The sequence below is a fragment of the Litorimonas haliclonae genome, from assembly GCF_965138505.1.
Lineage (GTDB): Bacteria > Pseudomonadota > Alphaproteobacteria > Caulobacterales > Maricaulaceae > Litorimonas > Litorimonas haliclonae.
Map to the genome: position 1 here is coordinate 85,866 of NZ_CBCSCO010000006.1, position 20,796 is coordinate 106,661.

Below are 20,796 nucleotides of genomic sequence, written 5' to 3' on the forward strand. Positions count from 1 at the left end.
GCCAAATTATGTGTTCAAGACATTATTTGCCTTTGATAAGGACTCAAACATCTGGAAAAGCCTCTAACCCGTCCCTATCTATGAATCAAAGCCAAACTCTGTTTAAAAGGCCAAAGTGATGCAAAGCAAATCCCGTCCTCTCGACGATATTTCAAATTTCCTGACAAATGCCGCCGGGGCGCTCAAAGGCGTCGGTGATGAAGTCAAAGCCATGTCCCGCTCTCAGGCAGAAAAATTCATTGCCGATATGGATTTGGTCAGCCGGGATGAACATGAAGTTCTGAAAGCGCGGCTAGACAAAGCCCTCGCCGAAATCGAAGCGTTAAAAAAGGCAAAGAGCCCGAAACCCGCTGCCAAGAAAAGCGCATCCACCAAGAAACCTGCCTCAACCAAAAAAACCGTTTCTGCCGCGAAAGAAGGATCTGCAAAAAAATCTGCGACAGCAAGAGCAGGTGCAAAGAAGCCTGCCTCAACCAAGTCTAATAAGTCGTCTTGACCCTCTGCGACGACTTTTGAACATATAATTATATTTTTCGAGGAGCCTCCAAATCGGAGGCTTTTTCATTGCCCGCAATATAATTACAGAGCTGTCAGCTAGATGAACCTCTGACAACAGGGGCGTTCAGTTTCTGTTCAACCGTGTTACTCTATAACAAGACTTGCGTGCGTCCCCCCTGATTCGCCCCGTCATCCGAGACTTTGCAAATCGGGGCACGTAGCAGGGCGGTTGCTCTTTTCGATGGTATGGTGGTTCTCTCTCTCCCCCGCATCGAAAACAGCGCCGCCTCTGTCTTTTTAAGGGAAGGTATGTCCGCCGCCATTGCCCGTTGATCCTTCAGGGTCAAAAAAGAAGAGGCGATTATAGGTCTTGCCTGCAAGACGGATACCGACGGACAGATATCCCGATATCTTCCATTGCCCGTTCTCCGCCTTAACCGGCAAGGTCATATCTCCTTCGACAATTACCTTCATCCGGTCGGATCCAGCTTGGGCGGCCGTAGGCGGCGCCCAGTGGTCTACTCTGGAGGCTGCGCTTTCTTTGCTGAATGGGGACAGGTCATACTTCCCGACACTGGAAGTTCCAATTGAAATTATCGTGCAGTCAGTGACGGAGACGCCAATATCATCGGAAGCATTTCCCGTGGCCGTTATTTTAAAACCGAGCGTATCTCCGGCGGTGAAGTGATAGGTTCCGGCAAGGGCGCCCTCTATGACTTCAGGCGACCCCTCGGGTGAGGTAATTTTATATTGTAAACTTCGCGTGATTTGGTTCACGTCAAATTCGAGTTCTAAAACATAATCAGTCATAAGCGCCCATATTAAATGTGTGATGAAGTGAATTTTATAGCGGAGGTCAGTTTTCCAAACTGGCCATCGTCATATGATAATCAGTATCTTGCCGTAAGAGCTTTAATTCTGGATCATTCTCAATCTCAGTTTTTTGATACCCTGCTTTTAAAGTTTTCTCGAGCATTGAAAGAGCAAACTCTCTGTCACCTATAATCTCGGCCGTTGCCATGGCCCGGTAGTAATAGATTGAATTGAGAGAATCCTTACCATTTAACTCGCTAAGAAATGCAGAGGCTTTGTCCAAGTGACCTAGTTTTGCACTATACAGCGCCATGCGGCTTTTTGTATTAAAATCCTCGGGGGCAATTTCCAGATCAGATTCCCATAGCTGGATGGCTCGAGTATAGGCCTTTTGAGACTCTTTTTCCTTTCCCGGAACCCAGCGATAGGCATCCCCCAGATTTGCCCAATAAAGAGGGAAGTGAGAATTTCCTTCAAGCTCAAGAGTTTTCTCAAAGGCATTGGCCGACATCTCATATTGGCCCTGAAAAAATAAGTATGTCCCGAGGTTGTTGTAGAGCGAGGCGTTTTGGTGAATTTTCAGCCCGTCCTGTAAAACTTTAATCGCTTCGACTGTTTTGTCCTGGCGGTGAAGTATTTGGGCGAGTTGCGAATAGCTACGCGAGTTTTCAGCATCAAGAGTAATGGACTTTCTCGCCATGTGCTCAGCTTCATCAAGCCTGTCCATATGAGCAAACAGGTCAGCGGCATAACTCGGAAAGATCGGATTGTCAGGATACAAATCCATCCCTTTTTCAAGAGTGGCTTCAGCGCCCTCTAAATTTTCTTCTCTCCCAGAAATCCGATACCGGCTCTCCAAGACGAGCGGGTTGTCAGGATCCAAAATATCAGCCCGGTCCAAATGTTCAGAGGCAGTGTCCAAATCCCCTTGGAATTCTTTGACCCAGCCAAGAGAAATGTGGGAAAGCGCGAGTTGGTCATTATACTCTAACGCTTGGCGGGCCGCGCCCTCAGCTTGTTTCAACAGGGCAGGATCGGATTCTTCGGCAGTATATTTGCGGATAAGCGAAAGGGCGAGACCGGCGCTGGCCCCTGCATGTTCTTCATTCTTCGCTAAAATACTGGAAAACGCTTCTTGCGCGTCATCAATGGCGCCCGCGTGCGAGAAATAGTGAATGCCGTGAAGTCCTTGCCGCATACTTTCACTTACGGGCAGGTTTTGCGGTTTCGATGCCTGAATGCCCATGACCATAAAAACGGCTGTTGCCGCTGCGGCTCCGGCCCCGATCCATCCCAAACGCTTTTGTTTTTTTGGAAAGGCCTTGATAGATTTGATAGTGGCTGAAGGGGAGCGAACTACCGCGTCATCAACGCGCTCTGAGCTATCATGCGGCGCGTCAGAAGAAGGCGCCCACTCTTCGACAGGGGCAACCAGACGATAGCCTTTGCGAGAGATAGTTTCGATATAGCGGCGCTTGCCCTTTTTATCGCCCAAGGCTTTTCGGAGCAAAGAAATAGCGCGGGACAAGCGCTCATCCCCGCCAAAGTCCACACCCCACACGGCCGTAATCAATTCTTCCCGGGAAAATACGGTCTGCGGCTGCGCCGCTAGAACGGCAAGGAGTTTCATAATTTTCGGTTCGACGGAGATGCGACCTTTGGGGCTCTCAATGGTGAGCGCGTCAAAGTCAACTTGCGCATTTCCAATCTTAGCCGTTTTCATGGGAGGTGGCTTTTCGAAGAAGTGAAATTAAATAATCCGGTTTTTGACCGTAACTGACTATTTTCTATACGAAATACTCCCGAAAGGCGCAACCTAAGAAAAACCTAAGAAATATATCAGCGAAGCCACAGGACTTTTATGGCCCAAACCTGCGAAACAGTAAATCACTGGTCAAGGCTGTCCTTTTTACAGGCTTTGATTGGTTAGAGGCTGGCACAAAATATCGCCAAACTTGTCTGTTGCACGCCATGTGGGTGTGTCTTGTCTTGCTCCAATAAGGTGAGACGCAATGGCTCGGGCAAGCCCGTCCGTAAGGATGTTGGAGGTCGTTTTGTGTTTTAACACAGCCTTGAAAATGGATATTATGTGGGCGCGAATATCCATGCAGGCAGAGTTGTCGGTGTCCCGCGACTCTGTCTGTTGCTATAAATGTGGGTGTCTCCGTTTCGCGCAATGGCGGAGATATATAAACGAAGCGGGCTTTCTAACCAAAGCCCGCTTTTTCACTCTTGTATCTACCGCCTAAGAGCTGGCCGTGTTGAGGGCTGGGATACGAAGGACTTGGCCGGGATAGATTTTGTCGGGGTCGGACAACATAGGTTTATTTGCTTCAAAAATTTCCGGATAGAGTTTCCACGTTCCATAATATTTTTTAGAAATGGCGGATAATGTGTCGCCGCTCACAACCGTGTGAAATTGAGACTCGCGGCCTTCAATTTTAGCCGTTGATTCATCTTTCACGCCGCCAACGCCTTCTACGTTTCCGACTGCGAGAATGATTTTTTCTTTCATTTCCTGACTGACAGCTTCGCCTTTAATTTCGACCGTGCCGTCTTCGCCAAGTTGAATATCCATACCGGAGCTATCCAAACCGTGATTGTCGACTTCTTTCTTTAAAGTCTCTTCGGCTTCTTTTTTATCCTTACCGAATAACTTGCCGAGACCTTTACCGGCAGCTTTTGCAAACGGAATCATTCCAAACATAATATTTCCTTTTTTACTTTGGGATCGCAGTAGGCGCTTCCCATAACTCTATCTTGTATCCTTCGGGGTCTATAAACCAGCCAAAAGTTCCATATTCTGTCGGCTCGATCTCTCCGAGGATTTCAGCGCCGCCGGTTTTCGCCCTTTCTATCAGAGCCGGGACGTCCTCAACCTGCAAGTTGATCATGACGCGTTCCGATGACGGTTTGAAGTAATCCGACTCATTAGGGAAGGGGCTGAACATGGAACGGGACTCAGATTTCCGTTCCCATTCAAATGTTCCCCAATCCGTAATGTCGAGACCCATGACGTCAGTCCACCACGTCCGATAAGCTTTCACATCCTTGCAACGTAAAAACACACCGCCGACCCCTAAAACCTTAGCCATAAAACCTCTCTTTCTTTCACTGTAAACCTATCATAGTGCAGTTGGCATTTTAGTCTAACCCGTTTATAGAGCCTGCAATGTTTGTAAGAGAGACCTCAAGGCGGTCGACTCGAATTAGGGATGAAACTCATGATTTCACTTATTCAATCCGGTATCAGCATTTTTGGTCTGTTTACCCTCAATCCGGCTCTGTTTGCCTTTGCTCTCGTCTTTATCATTTTCGGCGGATTGAATTTTCTTGACTATAAACGTTTCGATTAAATCCGAAACTGTGATCTGAACCATGTTTCTGGCTTTCGGATTATTATTGTTAGGTATTGTTCTCCTGCTGGTGGCAGGGGACTTTATGGTGCGCGGTGCGGCGGCGCTCGCGCGGCATTGGGGCGTTCCGTCCCTTATTGTCGGCTTAACGATTGTGGCTTTTGGGACGTCCGCCCCGGAAATGGTTGTCGGCGTACAGGCCGTTCTGGACGGCGTCGGAACGCTGGCGATGGGCAATGTCGTCGGCTCGAACATTGCCAATATTCTCTTAGCGCTAGGCCTTCCGGCGATTATCATGGCTATCCCGACAAACGTTAGCGGCGTTGCCCGGAATAGTTTATTCTGCCTGATGGCAACCGTAGCGCTGGTGGCGCTGGCCTTTATTCATAATCCGCTGATTTTTTGGCAAGGCGCTCTGCTCTTTACGGGCATTTTGATTTATCTGGTTTGGATGTTTACTCTGGCCCGAGCCGGCGCAAATGATCCCATACTCGAAGAAATGGCGGAGCTTGATGAAGGGCAGGGCGGTCTCCCCATCAATCTTTTCGTGTCTCTCGCTTGGGTCTTTTTCGGCCTTATCGGTTTGGTTCTAGGCGGCTGGTTAATTGTCGAGAACGCACAAGAGATTGCCTTTGGGTTTAACGTCTCTGAAACAATTGTAGGGCTGACAATTGTGGCGATTGGGACATCGCTCCCAGAAATCGCAACGGTTGTTATCGCCTCGTACCGGGGACATTCAGAAGTCGCGCTCGGCAACGTCCTGGGCTCTAATATATTCAACTCCTTGGCTGTTACAGGGGCGGCGGCGATGTCGGGTGAGGTGCTAGTAGAGCGGAATTTGTTTGTCGTTGATATATGGGTAATGCTCGCGGCCACATTTGCACTTTTGGGCTTTGTCCTGACGCGCAAACCGATCGGGCGTAAAACAGGTTTTATCTTTACGGCCGGATATGCCGGGTATATTCTCTATCTTTTGGCTATCGCCAGAAACATGATCTAAGCGGCTGACGTCTGGACTCACTTATGAGCGCTTACCTTGAAATCGAGAAAGACTTCCAGTTCGAAGCGGCCCATTACTTCGGCCATCCAGACGCCAATGATCTGTTCAAACATATCCACGGCCATAGCTTTTACGGCAAGGTCGTCCTGTGCGGCGACCCGCAATCCGATAAGGGCTGGATTCGGGATCTCTGGAAAATCGAGACAATCGTTAAAGAGGTCGTAGAACCCCTCGATCACAGTCTTCTCAATGAGGTTGAAGGCTTAGAACAGCCTGCCCTCGAACAAATTGCGATGTGGATTTATGAACGCCTTGCTCCAAAACTTGGCGGATTAGTCTGCGTGGAGATCGGGCGCCCCTCCTGCGGAGAACGGGCGCGCTATGTCGTCAACAAAGATGCGTAAAACGGTCCTGATAACGGGCGGCGGCGCGAGAGTAGGGGCCGCGTTAGCCAAAGGATTGGCCGAAGACGGATGGGCCGTCATAATCCACTATTTCCGAAGCGCTGACAAAGCCGACAAGCTGGCCGCAGAAATAACAGAGTCAGGCGGAGAGGCTTTTACTGTTCAGGGAAATCTATCTGTGCCGCAGGAATGCGACACTTTGATTGAAAGAGCGTCGGATGTGGCCGGAGGGCCAATTTCGGCTCTCATTAATAATGCCTCGACTTTCGAGAAAGACAGCGCACACGACTTTTCCCGAGCGACTTTCGATTTTCACATGGACGCAAATCTGCGCGCGCCCCTCATTTTGTCTCAACACTTCGCCGACCAAGCAGTGGACGGCGGAGTGATCATAAATCTGATTGACCAACGGGTTTTGAAACCAAACCCTAAATTCTTCACCTACACTCTGTCCAAGGCGTCTCTTCATTGGGCGACGACAACGATGGCGCAAGCTTTCGCTCCTAAAGTGCGGGTGAACGCCATTGGGCCGGGGCCTGTTTTACAAAATAGCGGCCAAACCAAAGAAGAATTTGAAAAAGAGGCGTCAGAGACTCTGCTCGAGCATGGCTCCCCGCCAGACACATTGCTTCAAGCGGTGCGGTATCTGCTCGAGGCCCGCTCCGTGACGGGGCAATTTCTTGCGGTGGATAGCGGGCAGCATTTACGCTGGGAAACACCGGATATGATGGTAGGTGAAGATTAAAATGTCAAAGTCTAAATCTATCTATCGCCGCTTGCGCGACAGACAAACCGTCCAGCCAAATACCCGGATATTTGTTCGTGGCTTACAAATTCTGGCGTCTATCGGCGTTCACCCGCACGAACATGAAGCGACCCAGCCCATCATTCTGGATATTGAATTGGATATGACCGGTATGGAGGCGCCAAAAGATGACCGCCTTCATGAAACATTGGATTATAGCGTCGTGGCGGAAAAGGCCGAAGAGATAGCGCTTGAAGCTCATGTGCAATTGGTTGAAACTTTGGCTGAACGTATTGCCGACTGGGCATTGGGATATGACCCAAGGGTGCAAAGTTGCGCCGTAAGAATATCAAAGCCACAGGCTTTGCTGAAGGCCGAAGTGGCGGGCGTAGAAATTCTGAGGCGTCGGAAATGACGGATAGTCTCAACGTTTTAGGTAAGCCGCTTAAGTCCTGTTCTACAGATCCTATGACCGGGTTTTTCAGAAATGGGTGCTGCGAGACAGGTCCGAGTGATCGCGGGCGTCATATCGTCTGCGCCGTCATGACTGACGACTTTTTGGAATACTCAAAAGCGCAGGGAAATGATTTGAGCACGCCGATGCCGCATTTCAACTTTCCGGGTTTGAACGCCGGAGATCAATGGTGCCTGTGTATGGAGCGTTGGCGCGAAGCCCATAAAGCTGGGAAAGCGCCGAAGGTTGTTCTTGCCGCCACCCACCAGATTGCGCTTGAGCGCGTGCAGCTTTCCGTGCTCGAAGAATTTGCGATAGACGGAGACAATGCCTAACTAAGAGGCATGTCATCCTCCGACTCAGATATTTCTGAAAAGAAAGAGAAGCCTCTAATCGGGCCGAAGCGCATTGCCGATTATGTAACGCGCCTGCCGAACAAGCCCGGCGTCTACCGCATGATGGATGAGCATGGCAGCGTGCTTTATGTCGGGAAAGCGAAAGACCTGAAAAAGCGGGTCACCGCATATACAAAATATGATCGTCATCCCACTCGGATTCGCCGAATGATCCGCGCGACAAGCGAAATGGAATTTGTCATTTGCGAAACCGAAACCGAATCGCTTTTGCTCGAAGCGAGTCTGATTAAGCGCCTGAAACCCCGCTATAATATTTTGCTGAGGGACGATAAGAGTTTTCCTTATATTCTGGTGCGGAAGGATCATCCCGCCGCGCAGGTGAACAAACATCGTGGCGCGCGAAATATCAAAGGCGATTATTACGGTCCTTTTGCCAGTGCAGGCGCCGTAAACCGGACCTTGGATACATTACAAAGAGCCTTTCGCCTCCGCAATTGTTCCGACAGTATTTATGAGGGCCGGACGCGGCCCTGTCTCCAGCATCAGATAAAGCGCTGCTCCGCCCCCTGTACAGGGGAGATTTCTCTAAAAGACTACGGCGACTTGATTTCTGATGCCGAAGATTTTCTGAAAGGAAAGTCCGACAGCCTGCAAAAACGTCTGTCAAAGGAAATGAACGCCGCCGCAAAAGAACTGGACTTTGAAAAAGCGGCCGAGCTCCGGGACCGGATTCAGGCAATGTCCAAGGTTACGACGAATTCCAGCGGCATCAACCCGACCACGTTTTCAGATGGAGACGTTATCGGATTGCATTCCGGCGGCGGGCAGAGCTGTATACAGGTCTTCTTTTTCCGCGCAGGACAGAATTGGGGGAATAGCTGTCATTTCCCGCGCCACGCCAAAGAACAAAGCAATGCGGAGGTCATGGAAGCCTTCATCGCTCAATTTTACAATAACAAACCTATTCCCAAGAAAATTTTTGTGAGTGAAGATCTTCCCAATCACAATCTTGTCGAACGCGCGCTGACCGCGCAATCCGGCCGTAATATTGAAGTTATCAAGCCCCAGAGAGGCGAAAAAAAATTGCTCGTCGGGCAGGCGGTGACCAATGCGCAAGAAGCCCTTGGCAGGAAGCTGGCAGAAACCGCCTCGCAAACCAAATTACTGGCAGACCTACAGGAAATCTTCGGAATGGAAGTGCCGCCGGAGCGCATCGAGGTTTATGATAACAGTCATATTCAAGGTACCAACGCGATCGGAGCTTTTATTGTGGCCGGACCAGAAGGGTTCCAGAAGCGCGATTATCGAACGTTCAATATCAAGGATACCGATACCGAGCCGGGCGATGATTACGCCATGATGCGTGAAGTTTTTCGCCGCAGATTCTCTAGGCTGGCGAAGGACAATACTTTGCAATGGCCTGATCTCGTCTTGATTGATGGCGGTAAAGGGCAGCTTTCGGTGGTCACCGAGACCTTAAGGGAGCTAGGCGTTTTGGAACGCACAACCCTGGTCGGTATAGCCAAAGGACCGGATAGAAATGCGGGACGGGAAAACTTTTTCATGAATGGGCGGGAAGTTTTCAGTCTGCCGTCCCGGACGCCGGCTCTGTATTACCTTCAACGGTTACGCGATGAAGCGCACAGATTCGCCATTGGCACACATCGTGCGCGGCGGAAAAAAGAGATGAAAACGAATCCGCTGGACGGCATTCCTGGCGTCGGGCCGGCGCGTAAAAGGGCGCTCTTGGCGCATTACGGGTCAGCTAAGGGAGTCAAAGGCGCTTCCGCCGCAGAACTCTCCCGGGTTGAAGGGGTGAGTTCTGCCATGGCGAAAACGATTTATGATTACTTTCACGAACGATAGCTGTTAAGACAGGGCAGGGAGATTAAACCATGTCGAGACCAGATAATGTGACAGCTCAGCATAGTTCATCCATGAGCCCGAAGCAGGCGGGCGGCGCTTTTGCCGATGGTCTGACCTTCGTCCGTATTTTGATGACGCCTGTTATTATGGCGGTCATAATTTTGGCGTGGCCAGAGACCAAAATGGCCGTCTTTGCGTCTATCTTATTTTTAGTGGCGGCCCTGACCGATATCTTTGACGACTATCTCGGCGGCGCCTCGCGCTCTGTTTATCGAAAATATGGATGGGTAGATGATATTGCAGATACGGTTCTGATTACCGGAACCCTGATTGCGCTCATTCTCGTCATGGTCACTAAAGGTCTCCTGATCTGGACATTCGCCGTCCCCGCCTGTGTTCTTATTTTGCGCGAAATTGCTGTCGGCCTTTTTAGAGGGCGGGAGCTTCGCCAATTTGGCTGGCCCGACAATAAACTCTCTAATGCAAAAGTGGGGATGTCTGTTTTGGCTGTCTGTACACTCGTGGCGACGCCCTGGCTTTCGCAAATGGCCGATATGTTTCGAGAGGCTAACGATCCGTCCAGACTGTTGAATGTTGGCTCGCCTTGGGTCTGGCTTTTTGGCGTTATTTGTCTTTGGATCGCCGCTATTCTCAGCATTGTGACGGCCTTTATTATTTTCCGAACCAAATTTACAGCGAATGATGCTTAATGTCTGACACCCATTCTACGGACCCTTCTGATCGTCACTCGCTCTATTGGTTGCCAAATGCGCTAACCATTGCGCGTATATTGAGCGTTCCGCTTTTTATTGCGGGCATATTATCGCTCGCCTTTAAATGGGATCTGTTTTTAGCCAAAGCCTGGGTTCTTTTGGGGCTGTTCATCCTCGCCGCCTTCACGGATTACCTTGATGGCTATCTGGCGCGTAAATGGAATGTCGTGAGCGGGTTTGGTCGTATGATCGACCCGATTGCCGATAAACTATTGGTGGCGGGCTGCGTTATTGCCTTCTCTATCGCGGCGCTGGGCAATCCTTGGTTTTTAATCCCGTCGCTTGCAATTGTTTTTCGCGATATCTTGGTCTCCGGCGCGAGAGAGCATGCCGCTCTGGCAGGGCGCGCCATGCCGCCGACCAATCTTGCCAAATGGAAAACAGCCTTTGAAATGTTGGCTATTGCGATTTTGATCGTCTGGATTTTAGCCAAAAGCTACCTGCCCATAGATTCTGTTATCCCGGATATTGTAATGGTGGCTAAAGTGTCAGGGCTGGCATCTTTGTGGCTGGCGGCAATTTTATCAGTTTATACCGGATCTCTATATTTAAGAGCCGCGTTGAAAGACTAGCTAAAACACGCGTTCACCTCCAAGGCGACACCTATATTCCTCTTAAGAGTGATTTTGCGCAATAAACTTCCTTTGACCCGTGGAAATTTTGCAGTTCAATGTTATTTTTTGCCTCTTTGCCTGTCGCAATCGTGATAAAGACCCTCTAGTCAAATTAAGACAGGACTGATAAGTCGCGCAAAATTGGAATTGAGGCGACCTAGAAATATAAAGCTATGACCATGACGCAGAAACGATGGACCCCTTCAAGCTGGCGCGGACTTCCCGCTTTACACATTCCGGATGATTATCCGGACGCTGAAGCGCTGACCTCTGTTGAAAGCACACTTAAGGGCTATCCACCGCTTGTATTTGCCGGGGAAGCCCGCCGTTTGAAACAACGTCTAGGCGATGTTGCGCTTGGGAAAGCCTTTCTATTGCAAGGCGGGGATTGCGCTGAAAGTTTCAAGGAATTCCATCCTGATAATCTACGCGATATGTTCCGTGTTATGATGCAGATGGCCGTCGTGCTGACTTACGGGGCAGGGCAACCCGTTGTCAAAGTTGGCCGGATCGCCGGGCAGTTCGGTAAGCCGCGTAGCTCTCCCATCGAAGAGCGCGACGGCATCACTCTGCCAAGCTATCGCGGCGACAATATTAACGGCATGGAGTTTTCGCCCAAAAGCCGGACGCCCAATCCGAAACGGCTTTTGAAGGCTTATGGTCAGAGCGCGTCGACGCTCAACCTGCTTCGCGCCTTTTCAACAGGCGGTTATGCCAATCTCGAAAACATCCACAAATGGAATTTGGGATTTGTCGAAGGCACGAAGACGGACCAGAAATATAAGAAAATGGCGGATAAGATTTCCGACGCTCTCGACTTTATGGCAGCCTGCGGCGTGACAGCTCAAAATATCCCGCAAATGGCGCAGACGGATTACTATACCTCTCACGAAGGTCTACTGCTCGGCTACGAAGAAGCCATGACCCGGATCGATTCCACCTCCGGGCGTTGGTACGATACCTCTGCCCATATGCTATGGATCGGCAATCGGACACGTCAACTCGACCATGCCCATGTCGAGTTTTTCCGTGGTATTGAGAATCCTATCGCGATGAAAGTCGGTGAGGGGCTTGAGCCGGATGAATTGATGAAACTTCTCGATGTGTTGAACCCCTCAAACGAGCCCGGACGCATGACGCTTATTGCCCGCTATGGTCACGACAAAGTTGCCAAGGGACTTCCGACACTTGCACGCGCTGTGAAACGGGCCGGACGTCACGTGGTTTGGTCAAGTGACCCGATGCACGGCAATACGATCAAGACGGCTTCAGGTTATAAAACCCGACCTTTCGACAATATCTTGTCCGAAGTGAAAACCTTTATGCAAGTCCTTCATTCCGAAGGTTGTTGGCCGGGCGGCGTTCATTTCGAAATGACCGGACAAGACGTCACGGAATGTTTGGGCGGTTCTGCCAAAATGATTCGCGAAGAAGATTTATCGTCGCGCTATCACACACATTGCGACCCGCGCTTGAACGCAAATCAAGCTTTGGAACTTGCTTTCCAAATCTCAGAAGAGCTTCGGAGTTATCGCAAAGAAGATGCAGCGCGTCTGGCGAGCTAAGCTAAGGGCATAAAAAAACCGGCTTGGAAATCTCCGAGCCGGTTTCAAACTAAAACATAGTGTTAAAGTCTAGAGGTCTTTCAGAGCCGCAGAAGCTTTGAATTGAGCAGACGTTTTCGCTTTGCTCATCATCATTTTGCCTGTGGCTGGGTTGCGCATCTCGCGGCTGGCGCGATGCTTGGCAACGAATTGACCAAAACCAGGAATAGCAACAGTTGAGCCGTCGCCATTTTTCATCTCAGCGACAACGACTTCGCAGAAGGCGTTTAGAAATTCACCAGCAGCTGCCTGAGTAGAATCAGTTTGGCTTGCGATTGCGCTTACGAGTTCTTTTTTGTTCATTTTGGATCTCCCTTTATGAATTAACGGACCCGCTTCGTTTGACGGGCTCCTTGTGAAATACCGTAACTATTTTGAACGGACTGTCACTAAAAACACGGTATTATGGGGGTTTTCAGGCAAATTTTTGGGGATTATTGCCTAAAAAAGGGTGTTTGCGAGCTTCCGCCATTCAAATTGCGCAAAAATGTAGAGAATCCACTCAAAGTGATTCTCTGCTGACAGAGCTGACAAAACCCTTCAAAGACGCATTATGGAACCTAAGAAACTCAAAATCGGGCTTATCGGAGCCGGTGTTTTCGGCGGCTATCACGCCAATAAATTGGCGGCGCATGAACAGGTAGACTTTCTCGGTCTGTTTGACCCCGACGTAGAAAGATCTTCTGCATTGGCCGAAAAGCACGGCGTAAAAAGTTATAAAGGTCCATCAGATTTATTCTCAGCTGTGGACGCCGTTGTCATTGCCTGTCCGGCAATCTACCACGGAGAAAATGCCATCGCCGCTTTGCAAGCAAATTGTCACGCCTTGATAGAAAAGCCGATCGCAACGTCTCTCGAAGAGGCCGAAAAAATTGTAAGCCTCGCCGAGGAGAAGAACCTTATTGTACAAATCGGTCACCAAGAACGCTTCGTTGCCGCAGCAATCGGTTTGGACAAAACGGGCGAAACGCCTACTCACATTATAGCGGTGAGAAACACAGGGTATTCCCCGCGCGGAACGGACACCTCTGTCACGCTTGATCTCATGACACATGATATTGATCTATGTTGCCTGCTGATGGGGGAGGCGCCGATCTCTGTTTCGGGCGCGTCGGAGCCCGTTAAATCGAAAACGCCGGACACCGCTCGCGCAGAGCTTAACTTCGCAAACGGCACAGCCATCCTGTCGGCCAGCCGCGTGGAGGAGGGCGTTAGCCGCCAGATGACTCTTAAATATCCGAGCGGAACTGTCCTGATTGATTTCGCGGCCAAGACATTACAGCACAATACGTCTTTCGCTCTGAACGCAGACTTCGGCGCTGTTCCGTCCGCTGCGGATAGTCTTGGCGCGGCAACGAACAGCTTCATAGCCGCCATACTGGATGGCGCTCCCGTAAGCGCCTCGGCGCAAGACGGATTGACGGCGGCGCGGGTCGCGTTACAAATTGATGGATAAGCCCGCAAAGGGTTTGAAGGGGGAAATATAATGAAATGGTTTATTCGGATTGTTGTCGGTATCGTCGCGATACTCGCGCTTTTATTGGCGCTAAACTTCACGAAAATTAAAAGACTGGCGACGGTTAACTCCCTGTTTGACGAAGACAAGATCGTCCAAAACTTCTCCCATATGGATGCGGCGTTCCTTCATCATAACCTAAAAATTGGTGAGACGCCGTTCCTCTGGCCCGAAGAAGCGCAAACGCTCCCGGAGTCGGTGACAGTTGCGGGTGAGGAAAGAGATCTGTCAGAGTTGCTGGAAGAGTTGGAAACAACGGCGCTCGTAATTATCAAAGATGGCAAGCTCTTACACGAAAGTTATTATAAAGGCACAGACGCCGAGGATCGCCGCATTAGCTGGTCGGTCGCGAAATCCTTCATGTCGGGGCTTTACGGGCAAGCTCTAGCAAGCGGCGAGATTGAAAGTCTGGACGACCCGGCGGATAAATATGTGCCGGAGCTGGCTGGCTCGGCTTATGAGGGGGTCAGCCTCCGCAACATCCTGAATATGAGTAGCGGCGTGCGCTTTGACGAAGACTATATGGACCCGGACTCCGATATTAACAAAATGGGCCGGGTTCTTGGTCTGGGCAAATCAATGGATAAGTTTGCGGCCGAGTTGATAGAGCGCGAATTTGAACAAGGCAGCAATTGGCAATATGTTTCCATTGATACACATGTCGCGGCGATGGCGCTCCGCAAAGCGACCGGAAAATCTCTGCATCAGCTCTTTGAGGAAACTTACGGAGCGAATCTCGGCTTTGAAATATCGCCTTATTATCTGACGGACGGCTACGACGTGGCTTTCGCGCTGGGCGGGTTAAATCTTACCACGCGGGATTACGCCAAGTTCGGGCAGCTTTTCCTGCAAGACGGCGAATGGAACGGGGAGCAACTTATCCCCGCAGATTGGGTTGCGGATTCGACGACAAACCATTCCCCGAATATCCACCCCGACCGCGGCACAGGTTATGGCTATCAATGGTGGGTGCCTATGCCGCAGGAAGGGCCGAATGAAGGCGATTTTTTCGCCGTCGGCATTTACGGACAATATATATACGTAAATCCCCAGGCGAATATGGTCATCGCCAAAAACGCCGCCCATAGGACTTTCGCGCAAGCCGGCAAAAGCGGCCAGACCTCCATCAATGACAACATCGATATGTTCCGCAGTTTGGCAGCCTATTATTCAGGCCCTCCGAAATATGACGCGGCGCTCGCCGAGGAGCTAGGTGCCGATGATTATGGTATGCGGTCCTATGTAATGACAGTGCTGAAAACGGGACCTGCGGAGATTACGGATCCAGAAGAACGGAGCCACATATTCAGAGGACACTTCGCCAATATGAAGACTTTGGCCGAGGAGAAAAAGCTGGTCTTGGCGGGGCCGTTTGTCGAAGACGAAGAAAAACGAGGCCTCTATATTTTCAATGTGCAGACGATTGAAGAAGCAAAAGAATTGGTCAAAACTGATCCAGCGGTAGAGGCCGGTATTTTCGTCCCCGAATTCACGAAATATTACGGCTCAGCGGCCTTGATGGGGGTGAATGAAACGCATCTGAAAATTCAGAAAACGGCGGTGGAATGATTAATCTCCGTCTTTTTATGAGGTAGCTATTTGATTACAGAAAAGCTGACTTCGGGTTTTGGCGTCCCAAAATGCGCACTATGACAATTTCTTCTGGATCAATACGATAATATATCGCGTGGACACCGCAAACACTGCGTCGGTATCCTTGTCTAACATCATTAACCGCCTGATATAGAAGCGGTTGTTTAGCCAATTCATCAAAATGTTTTAAAAGTCTGTTTTGATATGAGACGGCGGTCTTCACACCAAACGTATCAATGCCATATTCAAAAATTTGTTCAAAATCCAGATCGGCGGACTTCGCGAGTCTATAGCTAGCCATTCTGTGCTTTTCTGGCCAGGACATCCGCCATAATTTCCCTCGGAGTTCTTTCGCTCATCCCACTTTTCTCGCCTTCTATTAAAGCAGAACGGATGGCCTCAATTTCATTCTGATCGCGTCGGGCTTTACGGATTAGGTCATTGATAACCTCACTTTTGCTATTGAATTCCTGACTGCTTATCTGATCCTTCACCCACTGTTCGTTGGGGGGCGATATGGAAATTGAGGAACGTGTCATAATATGGGCTCTATAAGGTGGTGTAAATGTGGTGCTAGATTACACCAATTATGTATTGTAGTAAATTTGTTTATAAGCGAAATGATGATTAAGAAACCTTGCCGCTTTCCCCCCGCGCCGCTACACCCCTTTTCATGACGACACGCCTTAAAATTGCTTCTGCTCAGCTTAATCCGACCGTGGGGGATTTGGAGGGGAATATTGCTCTGGCGAAGGAAGCTTTTGAGCGGGCGAAGGCGGACGGGGCGGATATTTTAGTCCTGCCCGAACAGCTTATAATCGGCTATCCGGCTGAGGATTTGGTGCTGAAACCGGCTGCTGTCGAAGACTGTAGGTCGCTCGCCGAAGACTTTGCGAAATTGACGAAAGACGGGCCGGCGGTCGTGTTCAACCTGCCTTGGGCCGACGGCGCGCATCTCTATAATGCGGCGTTGTTTATGCGAGGCGGAGAAATCACAGACGCGCGATATAAACACCACCTGCCGAATTATGGCGTTTTTGATGAAGCCCGTATTTTCACGCGGGGGCCTCTGCCTGATCCTATTGAATTTAAAGGGGTTATGATCGGACTGCCGATTTGTGAAGACCTGTGGCAGGAGGGCGTGGCGTCCCATCTTCGGGCCCGCGGAGCGGAAATCATGATTTCACCGAATGGCTCGCCTTGGCGGCGGACGGCTCTGTCCGAACGCACCGAAGCGCTCGGAGATAAAGTCCACACCTCCGGCCTGCCGCTCATTTACGTCAATCAAGTCGGCGGACAGGACGAGCTGGTCTTTGACGGCTCCAGTTTCTCCATGAGCGCGGCAGGCGCCATTGTCCAATCTCTCAAAAGTTTCGTGCCGGATTATGACGTCTCCGTCTGGGAAAAAGAAGGCGGCAAATGGGTTTGCAAAAAAGCGAAAATCGAAGCGCAGCTCACAGGCTATGAAGCCGATTGGCGCGCGACTTGTTTAGGGCTCGGCGATTACGTCAATAAGAATGGTTTCAAACAAGTTGTCTTAGGCATGTCCGGCGGCATAGACAGCGCAATGGCGGCGACAATTGCCGTCGACGCGCTCGGCAAAGACCGCGTTTGGTGCGTGATGATGCCGACCAAATATACAAGCTCCGACAGTCTGGAAGATGCCAAAGCCTGCGCGCAGCGCCTCGGGTGCCGTTATGACGTCATTGCGATAAAACCTGCGATAGACGCTTTCGATGAAATGCTTGACCCATTGTTCGACGGGACGACACCCGACACGACAGAAGAAAACATCCAATCCCGCTCCCGCGCCCTGACTTTGATGGCCCTGTCCAATAAATTTGGACCGATGTTGCTCACGACAGGCAATAAATCTGAAATGGCTGTGGGTTATGCAACGCTCTACGGGGATATGTCCGGTGGCTATAACCCTTTGAAAGACCTATATAAAACCGAAGTTTTTGCCCTGGCAGAGTGGCGAAACGCCCATACGCCGGATGACCTTCTCGGCGGAGACGCTCCGATTCCGAGGCGTATTATAACCAAACCGCCTTCGGCGGAACTTCGCGAAGATCAGAAAGACAGCGACTCCCTGCCGGAATATGACGTTTTGGACGACATCCTACGCGGCCTGATAGATTATGAATGGCCTGTCGAGGCGCTTTTGGAACGCGGTCACAAGCCAAAAGATATAGCCCGCATTCAAAATCTCCTCTATATCGCCGAATATAAACGCCGACAGGCGCCGCCCGGCGTAAAAATCGGGATTAAAAACTTTGGCCGGGATCGTCGCTATCCGATTACAAATCGTTATCGCGACGCGGTTCCCCAAATAGAACCTTAAAGTCTAAATCAGAAGAAGAATGTATGTCCGCCTCAAATACTCCCCGCGTTAGATTTGCCCCGTCCCCGACGGGGAAGCTCCATGTCGGCAATGTCCGTACGGCGCTGCTTAATTGGTTGTTCGCCCGCAAAAACGACGGCGCTTTCATTTTGCGAATTGACGACACTGATCTGGAACGTAGCACGAAAGCCTATGAGGACGGCCTTCGCGAAGATCTGACTTGGCTTGGCCTGAAATGGGATGAGACGTTCAGTCAATCCGACCGTTTTGATCAATACGAAGCCGCGGCGGATAAGCTGAAAAAAGAAGGCACGCTTTACCCCTGCTATGAAACGGCCGATGAGCTTGACCGTCAACGGAAACTACAACGCGTGCAGGGCAAGCCGCCCGTTTATAACCGCCATGCGTTGAGCTTGAGTGATGAGGACAAGAAGGCGTTGGAAGCCGAGGGCCGCCAGCCGCATTGGCGCTTCAAACTTTCCGGTAATCCCGTGACATGGGACGATGTCGTACGCGGAGAGCAATCCATTGATACCGCTTCGATATCCGATCCCGTGCTTATTCGCGCGGACGGCTCCTTCCTCTATACGCTCCCGAGCGTCGTGGACGATATCGACGCCAAAATCACGCATGTTATTCGCGGCGAAGATCATGTGACTAATTCGGGCGCGCAGATTGAGATATTCCAAGCGCTATCAGATCACCTCCCGAAATTTGCGCATATGCCGCTTTTGGTCGGCGCGGACGGAAAGGGTCTTTCCAAACGGCTTGGCTCGCTCTCTATGGGCGAATTACGCGATCAGCATATTGAACCGCTCGCCATTTGTTCATTACTCGGTAAAATCGGAACGTCTGACCCGATTGAGGCGCGCCCGTCTATGGACGTGCTAGTTGAGGAATTCAGTTTTGATAAGGTGGGCCGCGCCCCGGCCCGGTTTGACGAAGCAGAGCTTTTGCTCATTAATGGACGTCTGCTCCACGAAACACCTTACGCGGATGTGAAAGAGCGTCTGGACGCTCTCGGCGTCTCCGGCGGCGAAGCGCTCTGGCTTGCTGTTCGGTCTAATGTCGAGAAACTCTCAGACGTCGAGGACTGGTCTCGAATTTTGTTTGAAAAATCTGAGGGTAAGATTGAAGAAGAGGATAAAGAGTTCTGCGCTCAAGCTGCGGCGCTGATGCCCGGCTCAGTGGATGAGGACAGTTGGGGCCCTTGGCTCACTGCGGTGAAAACAGAGACCGGGCGCAAAGGGAAGGGGCTGTTCATGCCGCTTCGCCGCGCTCTGACAGGCATGGATCACGGCCCGGAAATGGGCCCGCTTTTGGCGCTGATGGGGGCAGACAGAGCCAAAGCCCGGCTAAACGGGAAGGCAGGTTAGGCCAGGTCGCCTCACAAAACTGTGTGTTGGATGTCAGGCAAGTCGCCGTTATTCGACACACAACAATTAGAGAGAGACCACTATGCCAAAAAACCTTAAACCCGCTCTTTTACTGACACGACTGTTCATTGCTTATTTCATGCTCATGTGGGCTTTGGACCGCTTTTCAGATGCCGAGCATGCTGAAAATGTGGCAAACAAATTCTATAAAGTCGGAGACCTAAGTCTTTCCGCGGTTCCGCCCCAAGCCATCGGGGTCTTTTTGCTTGTCGTGATTTTTGCGTTTGTCATTGGCCTTAAAAAACGGATTTCCTACGGCCTTGTTATGGTCATTCACGGACTTGGAACACTATTTACAATCAAACATCTTGTGCCGTTTTCCGACAGCTTCACTCTTATTTTCCTCGCCGCTCTGCCCACGCTCGGCGCGATGATATTGCTCTTTATCCTTCGCCGAGAAGACACGATATTGAGCCTGAAAGGGAAATGGAGCTAATCCCACAAACAAATTGGCTGGCCTTGAGCTATGAGGGACCAAAGGCTCGAGACCAGCCCGTTTGCTAGCATGTGCCACAGGGAGTGACAGCGCTTCGGGGTTGTCGGAAGTGGGATGGGGAGGCCGACAACGTTTTCCTTATGCGCCTGATCCTGTATTTTGTCATCAGGCGAGGTCACGCTTCTCGTCTCTATGGTAAATTTACACTGAAAGCTGGTCTTTTGAGGCGTTTACGAAGGCTTTCATTTACGCCGAAAGAAAAGCCTGACCCATATCGGGTCAAACACAACCATAATAAGAACGACAGCCGCACCCCACATCCAATGCGCGCCCTTTAGCCATAACCAGAAAAAGAGCACGAGAAGCAATGGGTAATAGAGAAACGCCCAGTAGACTTTCAATATCGCCGCAAAGGTTTTCACTTCAAATCCTTAGGAATGATTAGATCAACCAATCGCCAAGTTTTTGGCGAGAACCAATTATCCGTAATCGGTGTCTTGGCCTTGTAAACGGCGCACGCTGCCGTCGGGAATTTATGGTCTTGGCCGCTGAGGTAGTAATGAAGTTCGGCCCAACCAGGATTGTGGCCTAGCAACATGAGATTGCAACCCGGGAAGGGCGTGTTTTGGCAAATTTGAATGACTTGTTCCGGTCCCGCGTGATATAAGTCCGAATTGTAATGCACTTCTTGTGCGCCCGGAATAGAGCGGATAAGGCGCATCGCTGTCTGGCGCGTCCGTTTTGAGTCAGAGCTCCAAATAATATCCGGCGCATACCCCCGGGCGTAAAGTTCCGCGCCAACATCTGTGGCAGCTTTTTCGCCCCGCGCATTTAATGGTCTTTGGTGGTCGCTCAGCCCCGCCTGGGCCCAAGAGGATTTGGCGTGGCGCATTAAAAGAAGATAGGGCGACGTATCGGATTTAGTCATAGGCACAGTCTACCCTGAAACCAGCGCCAATCCTATCCTAGACACTTGTTAGCGCTCAGC

24 protein-coding genes are annotated in these 20,796 nt (G+C 50.6%); 16 read left to right on the top strand and 8 right to left on the bottom strand.

What is annotated here, in order from left to right:
• The first annotated feature begins 118 nt into the window (after nt 1-118).
• On the top strand, nt 119-496 hold the full coding sequence (locus ACNA05_RS12630) for an accessory factor UbiK family protein (RefSeq protein ID WP_415811865.1): 378 nt from the start codon (nt 119-121) through the stop codon (nt 494-496).
• Nucleotides 497-795: 299 nt separating this feature from the next.
• On the opposite strand, the gene ACNA05_RS12635 is transcribed toward ACNA05_RS12630, so the two are convergent.
• The 4 genes from ACNA05_RS12635 to ACNA05_RS12650 form a co-directional block, all read right to left on the bottom strand.
• Nucleotides 796-1,308: a hypothetical protein gene (locus ACNA05_RS12635; protein ID WP_415811866.1), complete on the bottom strand. Its 513-nt coding sequence runs from the start codon at nt 1,306-1,308 to the stop codon at nt 796-798.
• Nucleotides 1,309-1,354: 46 nt separating this feature from the next.
• Nucleotides 1,355-3,034, bottom strand: a complete 1,680-nt coding sequence (locus tag ACNA05_RS12640) for a winged helix-turn-helix domain-containing protein (RefSeq protein WP_415811867.1) — start codon at nt 3,032-3,034, stop codon at nt 1,355-1,357.
• A gap of 522 nt (nt 3,035-3,556) precedes the next feature.
• Entirely contained in the window at nt 3,557-4,018 is a 462-nt protein-coding gene (gene lysM, locus ACNA05_RS12645; RefSeq protein WP_415811868.1) for a peptidoglycan-binding protein LysM, read from the bottom strand.
• A gap of 13 nt (nt 4,019-4,031) precedes the next feature.
• On the bottom strand, nt 4,032-4,406 hold the full coding sequence (locus tag ACNA05_RS12650; protein WP_415811869.1) for a VOC family protein: 375 nt from the start codon (nt 4,404-4,406) through the stop codon (nt 4,032-4,034).
• A gap of 129 nt (nt 4,407-4,535) precedes the next feature.
• On the opposite strand from ACNA05_RS12650, the gene ACNA05_RS12655 reads away from it, so the two are divergent.
• From ACNA05_RS12655 to ACNA05_RS12700, 10 genes are all read left to right on the top strand, one after another.
• Nucleotides 4,536-4,667 carry a hypothetical protein gene (locus tag ACNA05_RS12655; protein WP_415811870.1) on the top strand — a complete coding sequence of 44 codons (132 nt, stop codon included), beginning with the start codon at nt 4,536-4,538 and terminating at the stop codon, nt 4,665-4,667.
• 22 nt (nt 4,668-4,689) lie between these two features.
• Nucleotides 4,690-5,667: a calcium/sodium antiporter gene (locus tag ACNA05_RS12660; protein WP_415811871.1), complete on the top strand. Its 978-nt coding sequence runs from the start codon at nt 4,690-4,692 to the stop codon at nt 5,665-5,667.
• A gap of 23 nt (nt 5,668-5,690) precedes the next feature.
• Nucleotides 5,691-6,071, top strand: coding sequence for a 6-pyruvoyl trahydropterin synthase family protein (locus ACNA05_RS12665; RefSeq protein WP_415811872.1), 381 nt, complete (start codon nt 5,691-5,693; stop codon nt 6,069-6,071).
• Nucleotides 6,049-6,816, top strand: a complete 768-nt coding sequence (locus tag ACNA05_RS12670; protein WP_415811873.1) for an SDR family oxidoreductase — start codon at nt 6,049-6,051, stop codon at nt 6,814-6,816. Before ACNA05_RS12665 ends, ACNA05_RS12670 begins: the two co-directional genes overlap by 23 nt.
• A 1-nt stretch (nt 6,817) precedes the next feature.
• On the top strand, nt 6,818-7,231 hold the full coding sequence (gene folB, locus ACNA05_RS12675; RefSeq protein ID WP_415811874.1) for a dihydroneopterin aldolase: 414 nt from the start codon (nt 6,818-6,820) through the stop codon (nt 7,229-7,231).
• Complete coding sequence (locus ACNA05_RS12680) at nt 7,228-7,605, top strand: DUF2237 family protein (protein ID WP_415811875.1); 378 nt, start codon at nt 7,228-7,230, stop codon at nt 7,603-7,605. Before folB ends, ACNA05_RS12680 begins: the two co-directional genes overlap by 4 nt.
• Before the next feature lie 9 nt (nt 7,606-7,614).
• Nucleotides 7,615-9,492, top strand: coding sequence for an excinuclease ABC subunit UvrC (uvrC, locus tag ACNA05_RS12685; protein ID WP_415811876.1), 1,878 nt, complete (start codon nt 7,615-7,617; stop codon nt 9,490-9,492).
• A 29-nt stretch (nt 9,493-9,521) separates the two neighbouring features.
• Complete coding sequence (locus ACNA05_RS12690; protein WP_415811877.1) at nt 9,522-10,202, top strand: CDP-alcohol phosphatidyltransferase family protein; 681 nt, start codon at nt 9,522-9,524, stop codon at nt 10,200-10,202.
• On the top strand, nt 10,202-10,837 hold the full coding sequence (pgsA, locus tag ACNA05_RS12695) for a CDP-diacylglycerol--glycerol-3-phosphate 3-phosphatidyltransferase (RefSeq protein ID WP_415811878.1): 636 nt from the start codon (nt 10,202-10,204) through the stop codon (nt 10,835-10,837). The genes ACNA05_RS12690 and pgsA overlap by 1 nt, the downstream gene beginning before the upstream one ends.
• Nucleotides 10,838-11,058: 221 nt before the next feature.
• Entirely contained in the window at nt 11,059-12,444 is a 1,386-nt protein-coding gene (locus tag ACNA05_RS12700; protein ID WP_415811879.1) for a class II 3-deoxy-7-phosphoheptulonate synthase, read from the top strand.
• A gap of 69 nt (nt 12,445-12,513) precedes the next feature.
• Here the strand turns inward: ACNA05_RS12700 and ACNA05_RS12705 are convergent, their stop codons facing one another.
• A complete protein-coding gene (locus tag ACNA05_RS12705; RefSeq protein WP_415811880.1) occupies nt 12,514-12,786 on the bottom strand; it encodes an HU family DNA-binding protein in 273 nt (90 codons plus the stop codon).
• A gap of 250 nt (nt 12,787-13,036) precedes the next feature.
• Here ACNA05_RS12705 and ACNA05_RS12710 point away from each other — a divergent pair, with 250 nt between their 5' ends.
• Both ACNA05_RS12710 and ACNA05_RS12715 read left to right on the top strand, forming a co-directional pair.
• Nucleotides 13,037-13,939 carry a Gfo/Idh/MocA family protein gene (locus tag ACNA05_RS12710; RefSeq protein ID WP_415811881.1) on the top strand — a complete coding sequence of 301 codons (903 nt, stop codon included), beginning with the start codon at nt 13,037-13,039 and terminating at the stop codon, nt 13,937-13,939.
• Nucleotides 13,940-13,969: 30 nt separating this feature from the next.
• Nucleotides 13,970-15,568 (top strand): serine hydrolase, encoded by a 1,599-nt coding sequence (locus ACNA05_RS12715; protein ID WP_415811882.1) that lies wholly within the window; start codon nt 13,970-13,972, stop codon nt 15,566-15,568.
• A gap of 34 nt (nt 15,569-15,602) precedes the next feature.
• Here ACNA05_RS12715 and ACNA05_RS12720 read toward each other — a convergent pair whose 3' ends face one another.
• A complete protein-coding gene (locus tag ACNA05_RS12720; protein ID WP_415811883.1) occupies nt 15,603-15,893 on the bottom strand; it encodes a type II toxin-antitoxin system RelE/ParE family toxin in 291 nt (96 codons plus the stop codon).
• Entirely contained in the window at nt 15,886-16,131 is a 246-nt protein-coding gene (locus ACNA05_RS12725; protein ID WP_415811884.1) for a type II toxin-antitoxin system ParD family antitoxin, read from the bottom strand. The genes ACNA05_RS12720 and ACNA05_RS12725 overlap by 8 nt, the downstream gene beginning before the upstream one ends.
• Before the next feature lie 134 nt (nt 16,132-16,265).
• Here ACNA05_RS12725 and ACNA05_RS12730 point away from each other — a divergent pair, with 134 nt between their 5' ends.
• The 3 genes from ACNA05_RS12730 to ACNA05_RS12740 all read left to right on the top strand — a co-directional run bounded on the left by ACNA05_RS12730 (nt 16,266) and on the right by ACNA05_RS12740 (nt 19,808).
• Entirely contained in the window at nt 16,266-17,936 is a 1,671-nt protein-coding gene (locus tag ACNA05_RS12730) for an NAD+ synthase (RefSeq protein WP_415811885.1), read from the top strand.
• A gap of 23 nt (nt 17,937-17,959) precedes the next feature.
• Nucleotides 17,960-19,312 (top strand): glutamate--tRNA ligase, encoded by a 1,353-nt coding sequence (gene gltX / locus ACNA05_RS12735; protein ID WP_415811886.1) that lies wholly within the window; start codon nt 17,960-17,962, stop codon nt 19,310-19,312.
• Between the two features lie 82 nt (nt 19,313-19,394).
• A complete protein-coding gene (locus tag ACNA05_RS12740; protein WP_415811887.1) occupies nt 19,395-19,808 on the top strand; it encodes a hypothetical protein in 414 nt (137 codons plus the stop codon).
• Nucleotides 19,809-20,226: 418 nt separating this feature from the next.
• Here ACNA05_RS12740 and ACNA05_RS12745 read toward each other — a convergent pair whose 3' ends face one another.
• Complete coding sequence (locus ACNA05_RS12745; protein ID WP_415811888.1) at nt 20,227-20,736, bottom strand: SixA phosphatase family protein; 510 nt, start codon at nt 20,734-20,736, stop codon at nt 20,227-20,229.
• Between the last annotated feature and the right edge of the window lie 60 nt (nt 20,737-20,796).